The sequence below is a fragment of the Tissierella sp. P1 genome, assembly GCF_002266425.1.
GTDB classification, from domain to species: domain Bacteria; phylum Bacillota; class Clostridia; order Tissierellales; family Tissierellaceae; genus Tissierella; species Tissierella carlieri.
The window spans coordinates 15,086-33,083 of the sequence record NZ_NPMN01000039.1 but is presented as its reverse complement, the minus strand read 5'-3'; the positions used below and the strand labels follow the sequence as shown (position 1 = coordinate 33,083).

Below are 17,998 nucleotides of genomic sequence, written 5' to 3'. Positions count from 1 at the left end.
GTATCAATAGTAGTCACTATTATGAATATGTTTGCAAGCTTTATAGCTGTCGATGAAGATCAAATTAGATTGTTAAATACCTTTGGTGCCACTAAGCTGCAAATTTTACAAAAAGTAGTATTACCTTCTTCTATACCTGCTCTAATAAGCACATTAAAAATAAATATTGGTTTATCTTGGGTAGGAGTAATTGTAGGAGAGTTTTTAGTATCGAAAGCAGGCATAGGATATTTAATTGTATATGGTGGGCAAGTCTTTAAGTTGGATATTGTAATGATGAGTGTATTCATATTAGCTATTATATCCGCTGTAATGTATAAGTTAGTTGCTATATTAGAAGATAAGTTTAAAAGATGGTAGAATAAAAACAACTATAAAAAACGTGTATCCCTAGTCCTATTGGCTGAGATGACCACCGTTTTTTATAGTTGTTTTTTCACAATTATTCTTATATCAAAACAATATATATTAATATTGCACAATATTATTTAGGTTCTCTTGCTCATACTCTGAAAAATCATTTGTATCAAAAAATTTTTGTGACTTCATTGGCACATACCAACTATATTTTTTGAATAACTGATTAAGTACTTCTAATTCAAATACATATCCATGCCTTGCATAAATCTCATTTCGAAAAATAGAACGCTGTATCTCTGTTAATTCTTCTATTTCCTCCATAGAATATACTCTTTCATCCGTATCAAAAATAAAATTATCATAGTCTACATCAAATTTCCCCATTTTTTCTCTATAATCATTAATTGCACTCGTATACAAAACAAGCTCCTCTTCGTCATATTTTCTTATTTCATTCATAGGCACTAAATCTGAATCCTGAATCGACCAATTACTTTCTTCTTTATGTTCAAATAATATTTCAACTCTTACCTCTTCAGTTGCCATTCTTATTTGCATGATTCCTCTATTTCCAAATCCATCATCAGAAAAGCTCTCAGAAATGTAATAATCATTGATTTCCGCAGCAATATCAACTTCAGCAATTCTTAGGGATTGTTCCTGAACAGATATATAAGAGCCCTTGAGAAAATTATTATTTATTTCATATACTTCTAAATAACTACCTCCATTATGTAAAATTTCTTCTTTCTGTTTACCTTCCTCACTCCATGTCCCCTTAAAACTTTCATATACTTTCTGATTCACAATTTGATTCTTATTATCATTTTCTTGCGTTATATAGGTACTTTTATAAACCTCAGACTCTTCCATTTGAGAAATACTTTCTGATTCCTTTTCACATGCTGTCAATAATGTTATACATATTGAAGTTAATAATAAACCTCTTATAATTTTATAGTTTCTCATATATCTCCCCCATATATATGCTTTATATGAAAATCCACATCTTTATTATTCATGTCAATTATTTTTTAGCAAAAAGCTATCTTATAAGAAAATAAGTTGAGAACATTCTCTAAACATAAGCTTTTTAATATATACCCAAAATTATCTCATTACTTGATATTTTATTGATACTCTGATAGAGGTTACGGTTTAAAATCTTTGTTCTAACCCTTGTAATAAAACCTTATTAATATTTACTTCCTATTTTAATTTGTTGCGTACTATTGATGATATCTTATTAACATATTCTTCTGGAGTTTTTCTATTTGTAAATTTGAACTGGCAAAACGATCTATATTACAACAAAACCTATGGAATTTCACCCATAGGCTTTGTTTTTAGTTCATATAACTCTGTCAACAACTACTTAACTGGATTTCTAAAAGAACAAGGCAATTTAACCAAACATTTGCCACAAACATCTGCCAATCCCATATCTTTATAGGTTTCTCCATTTGTTAAACACATCTCATAACATAAATGTCTATTGAATTCATCTAGTTTCAATGCATTATTTACACACCTGTCTACACATTTCTTGCAGCTGCCATTATGCTTATATAGGCAATTTTCCTTATCTTGTCTCGTAGTCGGCTGTATTTTTATATTTGTAACCACAGTGCCTATTCTACCGCAACAACCTTTTTCAGTAATCAACATATTATTTAATCCAAACTTTCCAAGTCCAGCTATATATGCTACATGCCTATGGGACCAATCACTCATTAGTTTTTCTGTATCAAAATTATGTGTTGCAGGTACAACTTCAAGGCTATATCCTGACTCTTGTAGTTTCTCTTTTAGATGTTTATTTATTTCCGCAATAATTTTATTTGTTTCTATGTAGGCAGTTGCCCATTCCTTAGAGCTGTGCCTATTTTCGATATTGCTATTTGGTATATATTCTTCAAAGGGAAGAAAATAAGCAATTACTGTTTCTGCATCATCAAGCAAATCATGAGGTAATAAATGAGTTTCGCTTACTGCTTCTTTTAATTTACTAAACATAATATCATCTGCATCAGCATAAGCAATTAATGGTTCTTTCCACTTTGTAGATATATCCTCATTGTTTTGATAGCTGAAAACAAATTCTTTTATAATATTTCCAACCTTTTCTTTCATGCTATCCTCCCCCCTATTGCTGATTATTTATATTCTAATATTTCCACCTTCTCCATAACAACTGGCTCAACTGGTTTATCGTTTGCATCAACATCTACAGAAGCTATTTTATCTACAATATCCATTCCTTCAAATACTTGACCAAATACTGTATGTGCACCATCTAGCCAATAGGTACCTCCTAGTTCAGCATAAGCATTTATTACTGCATCTGGATATCCTCTTTGTTCACCTGCTTCTTTCATTTGCTTGATTATGTTTTCCTCAGTTTCTGTTTTTTGTACTATGAAAAATTGACTCCCATTAGTATTAGGCCCAGCATTAGCCATGGATAATGCTCCTCTAAAGTTTCTATAATTTACATTAAACTCATCTTCAAAAGGTTTACCCCAGATACTTTGACCACCCCTACCAGTACCATCTGGATCTCCCCCTTGAATCATAAATTCATTCATTACTCTATGGAAAGTAACACCATTATAATATCCATCTCTAGCATGAGTCTTAAAATTTTCCACTGCTTTTGGTGCTATTTCTGGAAAAAGTCTTATTTTTATTTCTCCATAATTTGTAGTAATAACTGCAATTTCTTCTCCTTCTTGTGGTTGCTCTAGCTGCTCTAATGTCATATCATTTCCTCCTTCATTTTTTTCTATTTCTTCTTTTTCTACTATCTTTTCTTTTTTGCATCCTCCTGTAAATAAAATCAAGGATGTAGCTAGTAATAATATTAAAATTTTAATAGTTTTTTTATACATTTTTGCAACTCCTAGTTCTCTAATACTTTCTATACGACATTATCTTATATTATACAATAACTATATTAATTAAAAATCTATATCTTTATTATGCGGTATAATATTACCTTCAAAGCTAACGCTAATAATACCATGAATCTGATAGATTTCTTTATATAAGTTATTTATATTAAAATTATTAGGTGTCTTGATTAGAAATCGAATTTCCATAATCCCGCTATCTTCGTCATATTCATTGTCATTATTTAAAATGGTTATATCTTTAATAGAAACATAGTGTTTTCCGAATAAAACTCCTATTTGCCCTATAATCCCTGGTCTATTTGTGGCTATTACTTCAATAGCCTGATATTTTTTCCTTAATATCCTTTTTTCAAATATACCTAAACTCATTAAAGTAGCAAGGACTATGGCAGTAGTAACTATAGCTCCTAGATAATATCCTGCTCCAACCGCTAAGCCAATTCCAGCGCATACCCATAAACTGGCAGCAGTAGTAAGTCCACTGATATTATTACCTGTTCTCATAATAGTTCCCGCCCCAAGGAAACCTATTCCACTAACAACCTGTGCTGCTAATCTAGAAGGATCTGCAGATTGAAATCCATCAATGGAAACAAGCATAACTAAGGTGGATCCTAATGTAACTAGTATATGTGTTCTTAATCCTGCTGGCCTATTGTTAACCTCTCTTTCAGTGCCTATAAATCCACCTATTATAGCAGACAGCAACAGCCTTGTAACTATTTCGGTTCTAGATATCATAACAAAACCCCTTATAATAATATTATCTAGGTATATTAATTATACTTATGCTCTATTATATACATATACTCATTTTTTATCTACCATTTATCATAGTGTATTTTATTATCATCATATCTATTTGTTTGTTCCATATCTTTCTCTTTATTCCCTACTACTACCATACCTATAGGTATAATATTATTAGGTAACTCTAGTACATCCTTCATAACCTCAACTAGATTTCCAGAATCATATAGGCCACACCATACTGCACCTAATCCTATGCCGTGAGCGGCTAAAAGCATGTTTTGTATGGCGGCAGAACAATCCTCTACCAAAAACCCTCTATTTGACTGTTTTTCTTCATCACCACAAACTATTATTCCACATCCAGCACTAGGTAGCATCTTTGCATACTTGTGAAAATCTGATATTTTTTCAAGTAATTCCTTATTTCTAACTACTACAAAATGCCAAGGTTGAATATTATGAGCAGAAGGTGCTTGAAATCCCGCTCTAAGCAATGTATCTAATTGTTCTTCTGTAATTACTTCTCCTGTAAATTTTCGTATACTTCTTCTAGTCATTATAGCCTGCAAAACATCCATTAAATCATCTCCTTTTATTAAATATACTACATCCACCATAATATGTTATAATGATTATGTTAATTTATCATGGAGGTCCTATTATGAACATAGTTGAAAAAAAATGTAAGGTTTGCCCTGTGGGCTGTGACCTTAGAATAACCAAAAATGATGATTCTCAATTTTCAGTTGAAGGTAATAGATGTAATAGAGGTAAAGAATATGGTATTAATGAACTCTTAGAACCTTCAAGAATTCTTACATCTAGAGTGTTACTTAATAATGGTCCTATGGGCAGACTTCCCGTTAAAACTAATGGAGTTATTCCCGAAAATTTGGTTGATGAATGCATGGAAATTATCAAGGTAACTGAAGTATCTGCCCTATAGAAAAGGGAGAGATCATTATAAAAAATATATTGGGTACTGGTGTTGACGTAGTTGCAGCTCGAAGAGTAAACTGATCATAATAAGTAACAAACTTGGTGGCCGTCCTAGCCCATCAATAGGCTTAGGATTAGGGCTGCACCATTTTTGTTACTTATTTAGTATGTAATCCCTTTTTTATTACATACATAAATAAAGAGGTTAAAATAATTCCCTTAAATATAGTGCTAATACTCATACTCCACCATACTCCAGTCATTCCTAATATGGTACTGGATAAAAGTAAAGCTCCTGGAATCCTTAGTGAATTTAATATAATTCCGGTTATTGCTGGGATTTGAGTTCTACCAATTCCATTAAATGCTCCTGTGGATGCTATTTCAATAGTTATAAAAAATTGAGAAAATCCTAAAATTCTTAGATATATGGCTCCTTGAGCTATTGCAGTAGCGTCTCCTGGTGTAAATATTCTAAATATAGGTTCCCCAGCAAATATAAGTAATATAGTTGCAAAAATTCCTATAGTACCAACTATCCTAAGCCCCTTATAATATCCTTCTTTTACCCTATCATAGTTTCTAGCACCATAATTTTGTCCTACGAAGGCTGCTATTGCAGTAGAAAACCCTTCTGCTGTCATCCAAGATATAGACTCTATTTGAGAGCCTACAGATTGTACTGCTACTGGAGTAGGACCCCATTTTGCTAGTATTTTTGTCAAAACCATTGATATTGATGCATGAGCTCCTGACTGTAAAAACGCAGGAAAACCTAATTTAAGTATTCTTTTAATATAGTTTTTCTTTGGTAACTTAAAAAGATGCAAATGGGAAAATAACTCTTTATTTTTTCTTGATACTACTATGTATATTGAAGTAACTACAACTTGAGCAAGTACAGTAGCTAATGCCGCTCCCTTTATCCCCATTTCAGGAAAAGGTCCTATACCAAAGATTAAAATAGGATCTAAAACTATATTAGTAACTAACCCCATAGTATTTATAATAAAAGGTGTAATACTATTACCTGATGCATTAAATACTGCTGAATATATTGGGTTAATAAAGTGAAATATAAATCCACAAGCTATAATTGTTAAATAATCTGTGGCTAATTGAATAGTCTCTGCGTCACCCAAATTAAAAAATCCAATCACCTGATGTCTAAAGATTAGTAATAATAATGAATATATGATACCTATAAGTATGTCTAGCTTTATTCCACTAGATATATATTCCCTAGCATCCTCCATATCTTCCCTTCCATAAGCCTGAGATACTCCTACACTCACTCCTATTGAAGAAATCAGCACTAATGACATCCCAAACCACATAAAAAACCCCACTGTACCTGCACCAGCTACAGCCTTAGTACTAAGTCGCCCTAGCCACATCATATCTGTTAAATTATACATCATCTGTATAAAAGATGTACCCATAATAGGTAATGCTAGTTTAGTAAGGGTACTGGAAATATTACCTTCTGTTAAATTAATATTTTTACTCATATTAGCCTCTCCTAGTTGATTAATAGTTACTCTATTTAGTAACTCTAAGTAATTTTACATTAAAGTTAAAGATTATTCAAGATAATTAGATAGATTTATATAAAAAGCCTTCATTTAAACATTCATATATTGAAAAAGCATTTTATGAAATCCATCTATAGAAAGTTATATTTATTTTCTCACTGGTTACAAAAGCTCCTATGTTTAAGTCATTTAATTAAACATAGGAGCTTTTATCTTAAACTCTAAACTTCTTAATAATTGATTGTAAATCTTGTGCTAAGTTTGCTAATCCCTCACTGGCACTTGCAATTTCTTCTATTGAAGCCGTTTGTTCTTCTATAGATGCTGTTACTTCCTCTGTTGCAGCTGAATTTTCTTGTGCAATAGCTGATAGATTTTCAAGGGTGTGAAGTATTTCATTTTTCATTCTTTCCATATCTAACCCCGAATCATTTAATTTTAAAACTGCTTTTTCTGCCTCCTCCATAGCTTCTGCGATTAATATATATTTATCTTTACTGTTAATTACACTCTTTGTTTGCTCATGAGATATGGCTGATACTCTCTCCATTGTCTTTACAACATTTTGTGCATTATCCTGTAATTCATTAACTATCTGGTCAATAGACTTTGTAGACTCTGTGGATTCTTCTGCTAATTTTCTAATCTCTTCTGCTACAACTGCAAATCCTCTTCCTGATTCTCCAGCTCTTGCTGCTTCTATTGCTGCATTTAAAGCCAATAAGTTAGTTTGTTCTGCTATTGATGCTATTACATTACTAGCCTGTCCTATTTTAATAGAGCTCTCATTTGTTTTTAATATAACCTCGTTGATTTCTCCCGTTGCACTGTTACTTTCTTCAGTTATTTCATATAGGTTTTGAATTTCTTTTAATCCTTCATTAACTACTTCCGTAATCTTATTTGAAACAGTGTTCAAGTTTTTCATATACCCTATATCTTTTTCGATAATCTGCCCTAATAAAACAGCCTTTGAAGATCCTCCCTCAGTATTCTGCGCTTGTTCAGCTGCACCTTTTGATATCTCATCTGCTGTTCTTGCTATTTCTTCTGCAGCAGCAGCCGATTGCTGTGTAGTAGCTGTCAGTTCTTCCGAAGTAGAAGTTACTTGCTCTGAAGAATAATTAACCTCTTTAATAATATCTCTAAGATTATCAGTTATACTTTGAAATGATTTTGCTAATATTCCAATTTCATCTTTTTTATTAAGAAAATCTTGGGAAACACTTTCCCTAATATCAAGATTGGCTATATTTTCTGAATATCTTACCACTTGAATAATAGGTTTTGAAATTGAATTCCCTACTAAATATGTAATAGCCATACTAACGATTAAGCTAATTGCTGCTGCTATTAAGATGCTATTACGCATTGGTGGAATAGCAGACAATACCTCATCTATATTTGCCGTAATAACTAATATCCAGTTAGTTCCTTCTATTGGTGCATATGCAGCATATAAATCTTGATTATTAAGTGAATAATCTGAAACGCCATTTTTTTCTACTAAAATCTTTTTAAATAGTTCCGCTGCTGATGCTAGACTTTCATCACTCTTTGCTTCTTCTATAATATTTTGTTGTCTCAATACCATATCTCTATCAGGATGAGCAACTGTGGTTCCAATGTCATTAATCATATATGCATAACCACTTTCACCATAGCCAGTTTCATCTATTATATCACTCAAAGCATATCCATCTCTACTGCCTATTAAAGCACCAACTATTTTGCCATCTTTTTCTATAGGAGTCCCATACATAAAAACAGGCTTGCCTGTCACACTACTAATCGTTAAATCTGATATATTATCCTCACCTTTTAAGACCTTCTCTATATATTCTCTATCTCCAAACTTAGAAATTGTACCATCTGCATAATAGATATTTCCTGTTAGATTCACTACTCCAAAGTCAAGAAAATTAGTTCTTTTTAATTGTTCTTCCAAAATAGGCCTTTGTAACGTCCAATCCATACTTCCTATATCTGCCATATTTGCTATAGCTTCTAATGTTCGCATTTGAGTCTCAATTCTACTGTCTGTCACCCTAGCCCCTTCTGCCGTTAGGGCAATAAGAGTTTTTTCTGCCTCTCCCGTTAAGGTTATACTAGAATATATAATAGAAATTGCTCCTAATGCAATAGATGATAGTAAAATCAATGCAGAAAAATAAATAATAAGTTTTGTTTTTATACTTTTCACTTATAACACCTCCATTTTAATTTTTAAATAATATAAATCATAAATATTTTTTACTTTTAACCAATAATTCTTAAATTTTATCTTTTCCACGAATCTACTAATTAAATATCCCCATGCCACAGTTTCTATAGTTTCTCTAAAACTATAGGAATTATCATAGAGTATATCTTCCCATAATATTTTTGTGAACTCCTTATTCTCTAGATTCTTTAAACCATATTGAAAAACTTTTTCAAAGCTTTTATTTATATTATTAGTCTTAAAATTTTTATATAATATTACAAAAGACAACAGCCTTCGACGTTATTGAAAATTATTATATATAATCGTTGTAAATTCCATAGGAGATTATGTAATTTTTTTGTAAAAAACAACCTATATTTATAGGTTGTTTAGGAATTTTCTTTTATATTCTTTAAGCTCACATTTAATATCAAAAAATTCATTTTTTAATTCTTTAAATAAATGCCTTATTATATATAGATTTCTAGATTTTATATTCTCACCCATTGTTTCTAGAATATTAATAGCATTATATGCGTCAAAATTTGATATACTTCCCTTAAATTTATGAATATTCTTACTTAAAGCCTCTAAATTTCCTTGCTCTATACATGTTTCTATATTTCCTAAGTATTCTTTCTCATAATCATCAGATATTATATCTTCTATTATTTCCGTCAAAACTTCTTTATCTCCATCTACCCTCTCAAGAAACTGCCTTATACTTAAACTTTCTATTTTTCTATACTTTCTCAATACACTATTTATTGCTTGATAAATTCTATCTATTCTTATAGGTTTTGATATATATCCATCCATTCCCATTTTTAAACATTTCTCTCTATCTTCTCTCATCGTAGCTCCAGTTAATGCAATTATAGGGGTATACTTACCTGTTACCAATTCTCTTTCTCTAATTTCTTTTACTATTTCAAATCCGTTCATCACTGGCATTTCAATATCCATTAGTATTAAATCAACATCGTTATTTTGCCAATATTCCAATGTGTCTTTGCCATTTGAAACTATGCTCACTATACACTTTTTTTTATCCAATATACTTTTTATTATTCTTTGATTCACAATATCATCTTCTGCAACCAAAATACGAATTCCATAAAATAAAATATTTTCTATAGAACTTTCTTTTAAATTTAAGGATTTCTTATCTAAACCTTTATAATCATCTTTTAAAAATTTTAAGTTGAAAGAAAATACACTTCCTTTACCTTGCTGTGATTTTACTTTTATTTCTCCTCCCATGAGCTCTACAAGTTTCTTAGAAATAGCAAGTCCTAAACCTGTACCTCCATATTCTCTTGAAGCTTTCAGATTTACTTGATTAAAGCTTTCAAAAACTGTATCTATATTCTCACTAGGTATACCTATTCCTGTATCCTTTACACTAAAAAGAATATCTATTTGTTCATCATCTTCATAACACACTTCCAATTCTAGACTAATATATCCTTTTTCGGTAAATTTTATAGAGTTTCCAATGATATTAAATAGGACTTGACTTAATCTATCCATATCGCCAATTATACTATGGGGCATATTATCATTTATTTTATAATGAAAGTCTAATCCCTTTTTATTTGCCTGCAATTTAAAATAATGTGTAATATCTTTGAGTAGTTTTAAAATATTAAATTTATCATTTATAGGCTCAAACTTCCCAGCTTGTATCTTAGATAGATCTAATATGTCATTTACAAGAGAAAGAAACCTATCAGTTGTAAATCTTAACATATCAATATATTCTCTTTGTGTATCGTTTAACGGTGTGTCTCCTAATAATTCTACCAGACCAATAATTCCATTCATTGGTGTACGTATTTCATGACTTATGTCTCTTAAAAATTCATTCTGTAGTATATTTAACCCTTTATCTTGATTTAGCTCTTCTTCATGTTTTACAGATGTTGTTATATCAACTAACCTTTCAATAATAAATTTTACATTACCCTTTTCATCAAAAATTAATTTGCTGTACCAATCCATATACTTATCAATTTTAGGAAAATACTTTTTCCTGATAAATCTGTCTTTACAACTAGCTGCTTGATAATTTAATAATCCTTCTTTTCCTAGTTTTTCTTCAATAAGTTGATTCCACTTTTTATCTATAACGTTATTCTGATTAGAATCAAAAAATTTATATCCTTCTTTATTTAGTAGTTCTACAGTTAAATCTGGTTTAATTATAGCTATTATATCTTGAATAGAATCTATTGTATGTTTTAATAAGTTCAGATGTTTTTTTATAGATTTTTCTTGCTCTTTGAATACTGTTATATCTTTCAGTCGTAACACAGTTCCCCTTAATTCTTTATCAATAGCAAATAGTCGAGTTGCTGTAATAAGTAAAAAAATTTCCCTATCCATTAATCTTTTTTTGATTTCATAAGTAATGTAATGTTCTCCTTTTTTCATTCTCTCTAATGGACATTCTTTTAAATCACAGATAATATAAGAGTTAATTTCATAACATTTTTTATCCAATATCTTATCTTCATTAACATCTAATATCTTTAATAATTTACTATTAACCTTTATTATCCTACGATTATCATCTATAATACACATCCCTTCTGTAGCATTTTCAAACATATACTCCAACAAGGGATGTATACTATGTAACTGGTCTTCTATTTTGTCCATCTCTCTAATATTTTTAAATACACACTTTTCTGTCTTTTTAGTATCCAATCTCTCCTCACCTTCCATTTTATGTTATTATCGGAATTATTTGTATTAAATTCTCTTTATATGATACAATGTATATATTTATCTATGATAGAAAATATTTTTCTCTTAGTTTAAACTATAATTGTAAGAAGTACATTATCTAAACTATATTAGTAAGGAGACAAATTATGGACAATCAAGTCTTAGTGGTTGAAGATGATATTATAAGTATGAAGCTTTTTAATGCAATATTAAATAAATATGGTTTTTCTGTATTAAAAGCAACTAATGGGGCAGAGTCTATAGAATCATTGATGAATAATAAAATTGTTGCTGCTATACTGGATTTAGCCCTGCCAGACACTAGTGGGTTTGAAATATTAAAATACATTAGAAATCACCCAATACATAAAAATATTGCCATCTTAATAGTTACAGTAAACCATGATAAATTAGATACTATCCTTGGACTTGAAATGGGTGCAGATGATTATATAACAAAGCCATTCCATCATAGGGAATTAATAGCTAGATTAAATGCTTCTATAAGAAGATCTCAGGCTATTGAAGATAAAACTGGTCCTATAATAGCTTTTCATGATTTGGAAATAAACGTAAATAAGAGAATAATAAAAAAGAATAATGAAGTCATTAACTTTTCCTTCAAGGAATTTGAAATACTATATTTATTAGCTTCAAATCCTGGTAAAGTTATACATAGGCAAACTATATTAGATAAAATTGGAGGACTGGATTATAGCCCAGATACTAGAGTTGTAGATATGCATATATCTTCTATAAGGAAAAAGCTAGGAGATACTAAAAAACAAAAACATTATATTGATACAGTGAGTGGTATTGGATATAGATTTAGAGAATAAAAAAGTAACAGGAGTTGTTAGATACAACTCCTGTTACTTTTAACTTCCAGTAGAAGTATAATGCTTCACTCCAATTCTCCATATTAATATAGAAAATATAAAGAACATGAACCCAATGAATGGAGAAACCCACCCTATCCAAATAGGATAGTTTAATAATTGAGACTTTCCTAATATACTCATAGCAGGAAAATAATTCACTGTAGCTAATGGTATAACATATATAAGTATTTTTCTAAACCAAGGTTTATATATAGAAATGGGGTATTGTGCTGCTTGAACTCCACCATAGGTAAAGGAATTTACTATTTCTAGACTCTGTACAGACCAAAAAGATAAGGTAGCTTGAAGTACTATAAGACCTGAAAATAGAAAATTTCCTCCAATAATAGATCCAATTAATAATAGAGTCTTTCCTAAAGTCCACTCTATCTTTAATTTAAGCATAGCCCATATAAGCACTACAAGACCTTGAACAAATCTACCTATTCTCATTATCTGAAAATCATGTCCTAGAATCTGTAATACTGTAGTCCTTGGTCTAAGTAATATCCTATCAAAATCTCCTAATCTGACTAGTCTAGGAAAAGTATCAAATCCTCTAGTCCAACCTTCTGTAATGGAAAAGGCAATATGAACTATTCCATAGAATAAGGCGGCTTCTTCAAAAGTAAAACCTTTAATACTACCAAATCTTTCAAACAATACCCATACACCGAGAAATTCAATAAAAGTTATTAAGAAATGACCAATAGACATCATAATAAAGGAGGCCTTATATTGAAGCTGAGATTCTATACTTAGTTTAATATACTTAAAATATAATTTTATACTATCCATACTCTAGCCTCCTTGTACTATCAAGTCTTTTATTTTTTTATTTAAAATCCATTGGCCTAATAAATATAGTACAAATGCCCATATGCACTGAAATAAAAAATGTCCAAGCAACTGACTAAAAGGTATTTCTCCAGTAAAAAATCTAGCTGGGATATCTACTAATCCGCTAAAGGGTAAGTAATTTAATACTTGTTTGAACTTATCTGGAAAAAGTGGTAATGGTACTATCATACCAGAACATATTGTGACGATGGTTGCTAATAGTCTTTGTATTCCATCTCCTGACAGAGAATAAAGAGTAGTCATATTAATTATATTAGTTATGGTGCAAGAAATCATAAGAGCACCAAAGGTGGTTACTGCCCACCCTATAGTAGCCAAAGCATTTGGTGGTAATTCCATTCTATAATCTTTTGGTAATAATAAAGCTATAATAAATAAAGGAATGGATTTAAGTAGAGTTGGCGCAGTTCTTAAAGCAAAGGCTCTTGCGAACCAATAATTATATAAATTCATTGGTCTAATAAGTTCGTAGGTTACGTTCCCTGTCCTTATTAGATTTTGTATTTCACTATCACCATTCCATGGTAACATTCCAAGCATAGCTTGACCTATCCATATATAGGTAATAGCTGCCTCACGATTAATAGGCATCTCTCCACCTGAGGAACTATAAAACCCATATAATACCATGACCATAATCATCCCAAAGAAAAATTGAGTAGTCATACCTGCTATAGCAGCAACTTTGTATTGCAATAATAGATTAAATCTAATTTTTATAATAGATATAAATGCCTTCATATGTTAAATTCTCCATAGAGCTTGGCAATAATTTCTTCAATGGGAGGGTTCTCTATTAATATATCTTTTATTTTATATTTAGTGGATAAAGTAGTTATTAGATCTGCAGGTGTGATTATATCAGGATTAAAATCAATTACAAGCCTATTATTCTCTTGACTTATGGGAGTTGCTCCCACTATTGAAAAGCCATTTATTCCTTCATCAAAGTCTAAAATCAATCTTCTGTCTTTAGATACTGTGTTTCTAAGGGATTGCAAGGAACCATCTAAAAGGATTTTTCCCTTCCCTATTATGATTACTCTATTGCATAGAGTTTCGATATCATCCATATCATGGGTCGTAAGTATGACTGTAACTCCTCTTTCCTTGTTCAGCTTTTTTATAAATTCTCTAACAGCTAATTTAGATATAGCATCCAACCCTATAGTAGGTTCATCAAGGAAAAGTATTTTTGGGGAATGAAGAAGTGATGCTGCTAGCTCACATCGCATTTTCTGACCTAAGCTTAGCTGCCTTACTGGAGTATTTATAAAGTTCTCTAGGCCGAGCCATTCTACCAGCTCTTTTTTAATCTTTAAATAGTCTCCTAAAGGAATTTTGTAGATATCCTTCAGTAATTCAAAGGAATCAATTACAGGTAAATCCCACCATAGTTGAGTTCTCTGACCGAAAACTACCCCTATATCCTTTACATAATCTATCCTTTCCTTATATGGAACTTTTCCAAGAACTTTACATTCTCCTGAATCTGGTGTTAAAATACCTGATAGTATTTTAATTGTAGTAGATTTACCAGCTCCATTTGGTCCAATATATCCTACCAACTCTCCTCTCACTACTTCAAAGGATATCTTGTCCAGAGCAGTTATTTCCTTATACTCCCTGTGTATAATGCTCTTTAGTCCACCTACTATACCTGGGCTTCTTTGGGATATCTTATATCCTTTTGACAGCTCATTTGCTACAATAACCATATAAAACCCTCCTCTCTATTTTTTAGACGTAAGGATGATTTTATCAGAGTAAGGGAGCAAAGTCAACGAAAAAACTCTTATGTAATATATTTGTTATATAAGAGAAACTTTTAAAGTTTTATTAGCTATCTAATCTGCAAATCCCAATTTTTTTGGTAATCAACTAAACATCGATAATTGCTTAGTTTGGCTGCTTTTCTCTGCACCCTTTATAATATCAGACATTTTATAAACAATATTATATTTATCACACTCTTTTTTAAAGATTTTCCATAATTCTTTATAGTTTGGTGACAAACATTCATAGGAATATCCAAAACTCATTTTATATCTTTCACTAACTCCTGAATAAGTTTGATTAAGCTTGTGATAAAAATATTCCCTGTTCCCCGAGCGTAAAGTAACTCCAAATGCTGGATAAATATATTTAATACCACAATCTGCTCCTTTTTTTACAATAGAAATAATATTTTCTTCATTATCAGATATAAATGGTAAAATAGGCATCATTAAAATTCCTGTATATATTCCATTCTTAGATAACTTAGCTAGAGCATCAAATCGTCTTGAAGAAGAGGGTGCTAAGGGTTCTATATTTTGTGATAAATAATCTTCTCCCGCCGTTATAGTAATACCAATACATACTGGTGAATGTTTATTAATATCTTTTAAAATATCAATATCTCTAATTATAATATCTGATTTAGTCGTAATACCAATGCCAAAACCGCATGAATTTACAAGTTCTAATGCACCTCTAGTTAAATTATATTTCTTTTCTAAAGGATTGTATGGATCACTCATAGAACCAGTGCCTACAATACCAGTATTTCTTTTACTTCTTAATTCTTTTTCTATTATTATGAGAGCATCTTTCTTTGCTACAATCTCATCAAAGTTTTCTATCTGATAACAATCAGATCTAGAATCACAGTAAATACATCCATGACTACACCCACGATAAATATTCATATTATATTTATTCCCAAACCATGCATTTGGATATTTATTATGTGTAATTATTGTTTTAGCATCTATATATTTCATTTTAGATTAACTATCCTCCTAATTAATATCTATTCCTATATAGATAAGCCAATGAAAAACTCTCCTATCCAGCACATTTGCTAAATAGGAGAATTAAAATTAAAAACCATTTTATTTTTTCCAACGTTTCAAATGTGGAAGAGAGTCATTTAATAATTTTCTTGCTTCTTCTTCATCCATTTCATTTTCTTTCATAAAAGGTACACAAGTTTCTATCATTTCTTCCATTGTCTCATCAGGTTTGCTAAAATTTCCATCTTCATAACAATATGTGCAGTAATCTTGGCTTTTACTTCCATCCTTTTCTGTACCATAAAGGTTAACATCTTCCATTGGCATTCCACAACTTTGACAATACTCTTGTTTCATAAGATTTTCCCCCTTGTCTTTTATTGTTTTATCCTATAATATCACTATCTTTTGACAACAGTATGTCATATTTAATACTTTTCATAAATCTTTTGTGCTTTCTTCTTGATTATATCTTTAATATAATGGGGCTCAAGAACTTCTACATATTCACCATAGCTTAATATCATAGAATAAACCCATTCATCCTCTGGAAATGAAATCCTAACTACTGTATATCCCTTTTCATCTATTATAATATTTTCTTCATAGAAAAATTCATCAACTCTTTGCTGCACTTCAGGAGAAAACCTTAAAACTAATTCTACCATATTATTTATATAAGTATTTTGCTTTTTAAACTCTTCATAAGAAATATCTCTACGATTAAATCTTTTTTCTAATATATTGATTTTATGTATTCTGGAAAGCCGAAAAAATCTATAATCATTTCTTGAATTGCAATATGAAAAAACATACCAATTAAGTCCTTTTAAAACAAGACTCATAGGTTCTATTTTTCTTTCTGTTATCTTCCCATATGGATCTCTATATTCTATATTTACTAGCCTTTCTTCCCTTATTGCTTCATATATGATTCTATATTTTTCTTTATCTCTCGAGTTAGCTCTATATCCCCATGGCAGATCACATATTATTAATTCATTAAAATGATAATCAAACTCTTGCTTCTTATCTTTAGGTACAATATTGCTTATTTTATCAATTGTTATGTCAATATTTTCATTTTCTGAGAAATTGCCTATGTTTTTTAATGCAATAATGATTGAAGTCATATCATCTAATGTTAGCAACTGATGGCTCATCCTATAGTTATCTAAAATTCTAAATCCTCCATCTCTCCCTTGGCTAGACACTATGGGAATCCCCGCTAAGTTAATAGTCTCTATATCTCTATATATAGTCCTTACAGAAACTTCAAACCTATTAGCCAGCTCCTTAGCAGTTATATTATCTTTATTAAGTAGTATAACTATAATAGAAAGCAGTCTATCTATCTTCATCACTTATTTCCCCTTTTTATTCATCCTTAATCACAAGTCCTAGTAACTTAGCAAAATCAATTACTTGTATATTTGAGACTATTGCTCCATATAATTCTTCTATTCTTATACCTATTCCTTCTATATCACAAGTACTTAAATCTATGTCCTTTAACTTTGTTCCACTCATTTGTATTTGTTTCATATCACTTTCATCAAATTTAACTTTCAAGAGTTCAACACTTTGAAAATCTCCATTTCTTAATAAGCAATTCATAAAAATTACCTGTTTGATATTAGAAAATCTAAAATTGGCATAGGATAAATTGCAATTATTAAATCTTACGTTTCTAATAGTTCCTTCAATTAATTTTACCCCCATCATTTTACAATCCATAAACTCTACTCTATGTATAATTGCCCCACTTAAATCTATATTAGATAAGTCACAATTAATAAACTTAACATCCGTTAGCTCAAGGTTCTTAAAAAATATATCTTCAAATATAACATTTCTAAATATAATTTTCTCAAATATTACTTTCTCTGCCCTTTGCTCTTCTATATAACAATCACTGATAGTAGCCATATTAAAAGAGTCCTCATCTTGAATATCCTTGTCAGTTATATCTAAGTTTTCTAACCTTGCTGGAATTTGAGGTAGTGAAATTTTAAATTCATCTTTTGCTTTTATCATC

Annotated in this window: 18 protein-coding genes and 1 pseudogene; 3 read left to right on the top strand and 16 right to left on the bottom strand. The window is 30.4% G+C overall.

Annotated elements, in window-relative coordinates; translation table 11 throughout:
- The coding region (locus tag CIW83_RS19545; protein ID WP_143598598.1) for an ABC transporter permease at positions 1-360 on the top strand (360 nt) is incomplete at its 5' end.
- Positions 361-468: 108 nt separating this feature from the next.
- Here the strand turns inward: CIW83_RS19545 and CIW83_RS19540 are convergent.
- The 5 genes from CIW83_RS19540 to CIW83_RS19520 form a co-directional block, all read right to left on the bottom strand.
- Entirely contained in the window at positions 469-1,329 is an 861-nt protein-coding gene (locus tag CIW83_RS19540; protein WP_094904141.1) for a YARHG domain-containing protein, read from the bottom strand.
- A 402-nt stretch (positions 1,330-1,731) separates the two neighbouring features.
- Positions 1,732-2,493: an epoxyqueuosine reductase gene (locus CIW83_RS19535; protein WP_094904140.1), complete on the bottom strand. Its 762-nt coding sequence runs from the start codon at positions 2,491-2,493 to the stop codon at positions 1,732-1,734.
- A gap of 23 nt (positions 2,494-2,516) precedes the next feature.
- The gene (locus CIW83_RS19530) at positions 2,517-3,122 is read right to left on the bottom strand and encodes a peptidylprolyl isomerase (RefSeq protein WP_201260060.1); all 606 of its coding nucleotides are present in this window, start codon (positions 3,120-3,122) and stop codon (positions 2,517-2,519) included.
- Between the two features lie 198 nt (positions 3,123-3,320).
- On the bottom strand, positions 3,321-4,016 hold the full coding sequence (locus CIW83_RS19525; RefSeq protein WP_094904138.1) for an MgtC/SapB family protein: 696 nt from the start codon (positions 4,014-4,016) through the stop codon (positions 3,321-3,323).
- A gap of 80 nt (positions 4,017-4,096) precedes the next feature.
- Positions 4,097-4,606 carry a nitroreductase family protein gene (locus CIW83_RS19520; RefSeq protein ID WP_094904137.1) on the bottom strand — a complete coding sequence of 170 codons (510 nt, stop codon included), beginning with the start codon at positions 4,604-4,606 and terminating at the stop codon, positions 4,097-4,099.
- Between the two features lie 50 nt (positions 4,607-4,656).
- Between CIW83_RS19520 and CIW83_RS19515 the strand changes: the two are divergent.
- Positions 4,657-5,048: pseudogene (locus CIW83_RS19515) on the top strand (DUF1667 domain-containing protein).
- Between the two features lie 77 nt (positions 5,049-5,125).
- On the opposite strand, the gene CIW83_RS19510 reads toward CIW83_RS19515, so the two are convergent.
- The 4 genes from CIW83_RS19510 to CIW83_RS19495 all read right to left on the bottom strand — a co-directional run bounded on the left by CIW83_RS19510 (position 5,126) and on the right by CIW83_RS19495 (position 11,420).
- Positions 5,126-6,478 (bottom strand): MATE family efflux transporter, encoded by a 1,353-nt coding sequence (locus CIW83_RS19510; protein WP_094904136.1) that lies wholly within the window; start codon positions 6,476-6,478, stop codon positions 5,126-5,128.
- Positions 6,479-6,716: 238 nt separating this feature from the next.
- Entirely contained in the window at positions 6,717-8,705 is a 1,989-nt protein-coding gene (locus tag CIW83_RS19505; RefSeq protein WP_094904135.1) for a methyl-accepting chemotaxis protein, read from the bottom strand.
- On the bottom strand, positions 8,706-8,996 hold the full coding sequence (locus tag CIW83_RS19500; protein WP_094904134.1) for a hypothetical protein: 291 nt from the start codon (positions 8,994-8,996) through the stop codon (positions 8,706-8,708).
- 90 nt (positions 8,997-9,086) lie between these two features.
- A complete protein-coding gene (locus CIW83_RS19495; RefSeq protein ID WP_158220184.1) occupies positions 9,087-11,420 on the bottom strand; it encodes a PAS domain-containing hybrid sensor histidine kinase/response regulator in 2,334 nt (777 codons plus the stop codon).
- A 167-nt stretch (positions 11,421-11,587) separates the two neighbouring features.
- Here CIW83_RS19495 and CIW83_RS19490 point away from each other — a divergent pair, with 167 nt between their 5' ends.
- Entirely contained in the window at positions 11,588-12,280 is a 693-nt protein-coding gene (locus tag CIW83_RS19490) for a response regulator transcription factor (RefSeq protein WP_094904132.1), read from the top strand.
- Positions 12,281-12,319: 39 nt separating this feature from the next.
- Here the strand turns inward: CIW83_RS19490 and CIW83_RS19485 are convergent, their stop codons facing one another.
- The 7 genes from CIW83_RS19485 to CIW83_RS19455 form a co-directional block, all read right to left on the bottom strand.
- Positions 12,320-13,120, bottom strand: coding sequence for an ABC transporter permease (locus CIW83_RS19485; RefSeq protein ID WP_094904131.1), 801 nt, complete (start codon positions 13,118-13,120; stop codon positions 12,320-12,322).
- A gap of 3 nt (positions 13,121-13,123) precedes the next feature.
- The gene (locus tag CIW83_RS19480; RefSeq protein ID WP_094904130.1) at positions 13,124-13,924 is read right to left on the bottom strand and encodes an ABC-2 family transporter protein; all 801 of its coding nucleotides are present in this window, start codon (positions 13,922-13,924) and stop codon (positions 13,124-13,126) included.
- Entirely contained in the window at positions 13,921-14,901 is a 981-nt protein-coding gene (locus tag CIW83_RS19475) for an ATP-binding cassette domain-containing protein (RefSeq protein WP_094904129.1), read from the bottom strand. The genes CIW83_RS19480 and CIW83_RS19475 overlap by 4 nt, the downstream gene beginning before the upstream one ends.
- Positions 14,902-15,060: 159 nt before the next feature.
- Positions 15,061-15,948 (bottom strand): radical SAM protein, encoded by an 888-nt coding sequence (locus tag CIW83_RS19470; RefSeq protein ID WP_094904128.1) that lies wholly within the window; start codon positions 15,946-15,948, stop codon positions 15,061-15,063.
- A gap of 111 nt (positions 15,949-16,059) precedes the next feature.
- The gene (locus CIW83_RS19465; protein ID WP_094904127.1) at positions 16,060-16,317 is read right to left on the bottom strand and encodes a zinc ribbon domain-containing protein; all 258 of its coding nucleotides are present in this window, start codon (positions 16,315-16,317) and stop codon (positions 16,060-16,062) included.
- Between the two features lie 71 nt (positions 16,318-16,388).
- A complete protein-coding gene (locus CIW83_RS19460; protein ID WP_094904126.1) occupies positions 16,389-17,321 on the bottom strand; it encodes a YafY family protein in 933 nt (310 codons plus the stop codon).
- A 16-nt stretch (positions 17,322-17,337) separates the two neighbouring features.
- Entirely contained in the window at positions 17,338-17,997 is a 660-nt protein-coding gene (locus CIW83_RS19455; RefSeq protein WP_094904125.1) for a pentapeptide repeat-containing protein, read from the bottom strand.
- Position 17,998: the final 1 nt, after the last annotated feature.

What these genes read in the sequence shown, in the direction of transcription:
- CIW83_RS19540 (WP_094904141.1), bottom strand. Translation starts at nt 1,329, where the DNA reads ATGAGAAACTATAAAATTATAAGAGGTTTATTATTAACTTCAATATGT.
- CIW83_RS19535 (WP_094904140.1), bottom strand. Translation starts at nt 2,493, where the DNA reads ATGAAAGAAAAGGTTGGAAATATTATAAAAGAATTTGTTTTCAGCTAT.
- CIW83_RS19530 (WP_201260060.1), bottom strand. Translation starts at nt 3,122, where the DNA reads ATGACATTAGAGCAGCTAGAGCAACCACAAGAAGGAGAAGAAATTGCA.
- CIW83_RS19525 (WP_094904138.1), bottom strand. Translation starts at nt 4,016, where the DNA reads ATGATATCTAGAACCGAAATAGTTACAAGGCTGTTGCTGTCTGCTATA.
- CIW83_RS19520 (WP_094904137.1), bottom strand. Translation starts at nt 4,606, where the DNA reads ATGGATGTTTTGCAGGCTATAATGACTAGAAGAAGTATACGAAAATTT.
- CIW83_RS19510 (WP_094904136.1), bottom strand. Translation starts at nt 6,478, where the DNA reads ATGAGTAAAAATATTAATTTAACAGAAGGTAATATTTCCAGTACCCTT.
- CIW83_RS19490 (WP_094904132.1), top strand. Translation starts at nt 11,588, where the DNA reads ATGGACAATCAAGTCTTAGTGGTTGAAGATGATATTATAAGTATGAAG.
- CIW83_RS19485 (WP_094904131.1), bottom strand. Translation starts at nt 13,120, where the DNA reads ATGGATAGTATAAAATTATATTTTAAGTATATTAAACTAAGTATAGAA.
- CIW83_RS19480 (WP_094904130.1), bottom strand. Translation starts at nt 13,924, where the DNA reads ATGAAGGCATTTATATCTATTATAAAAATTAGATTTAATCTATTATTG.
- CIW83_RS19475 (WP_094904129.1), bottom strand. Translation starts at nt 14,901, where the DNA reads ATGGTTATTGTAGCAAATGAGCTGTCAAAAGGATATAAGATATCCCAA.
- CIW83_RS19470 (WP_094904128.1), bottom strand. Translation starts at nt 15,948, where the DNA reads ATGAAATATATAGATGCTAAAACAATAATTACACATAATAAATATCCA.
- CIW83_RS19465 (WP_094904127.1), bottom strand. Translation starts at nt 16,317, where the DNA reads ATGAAACAAGAGTATTGTCAAAGTTGTGGAATGCCAATGGAAGATGTT.
- CIW83_RS19460 (WP_094904126.1), bottom strand. Translation starts at nt 17,321, where the DNA reads ATGAAGATAGATAGACTGCTTTCTATTATAGTTATACTACTTAATAAA.
- CIW83_RS19455 (WP_094904125.1), bottom strand. Translation starts at nt 17,997, where the DNA reads ATGATAAAAGCAAAAGATGAATTTAAAATTTCACTACCTCAAATTCCA.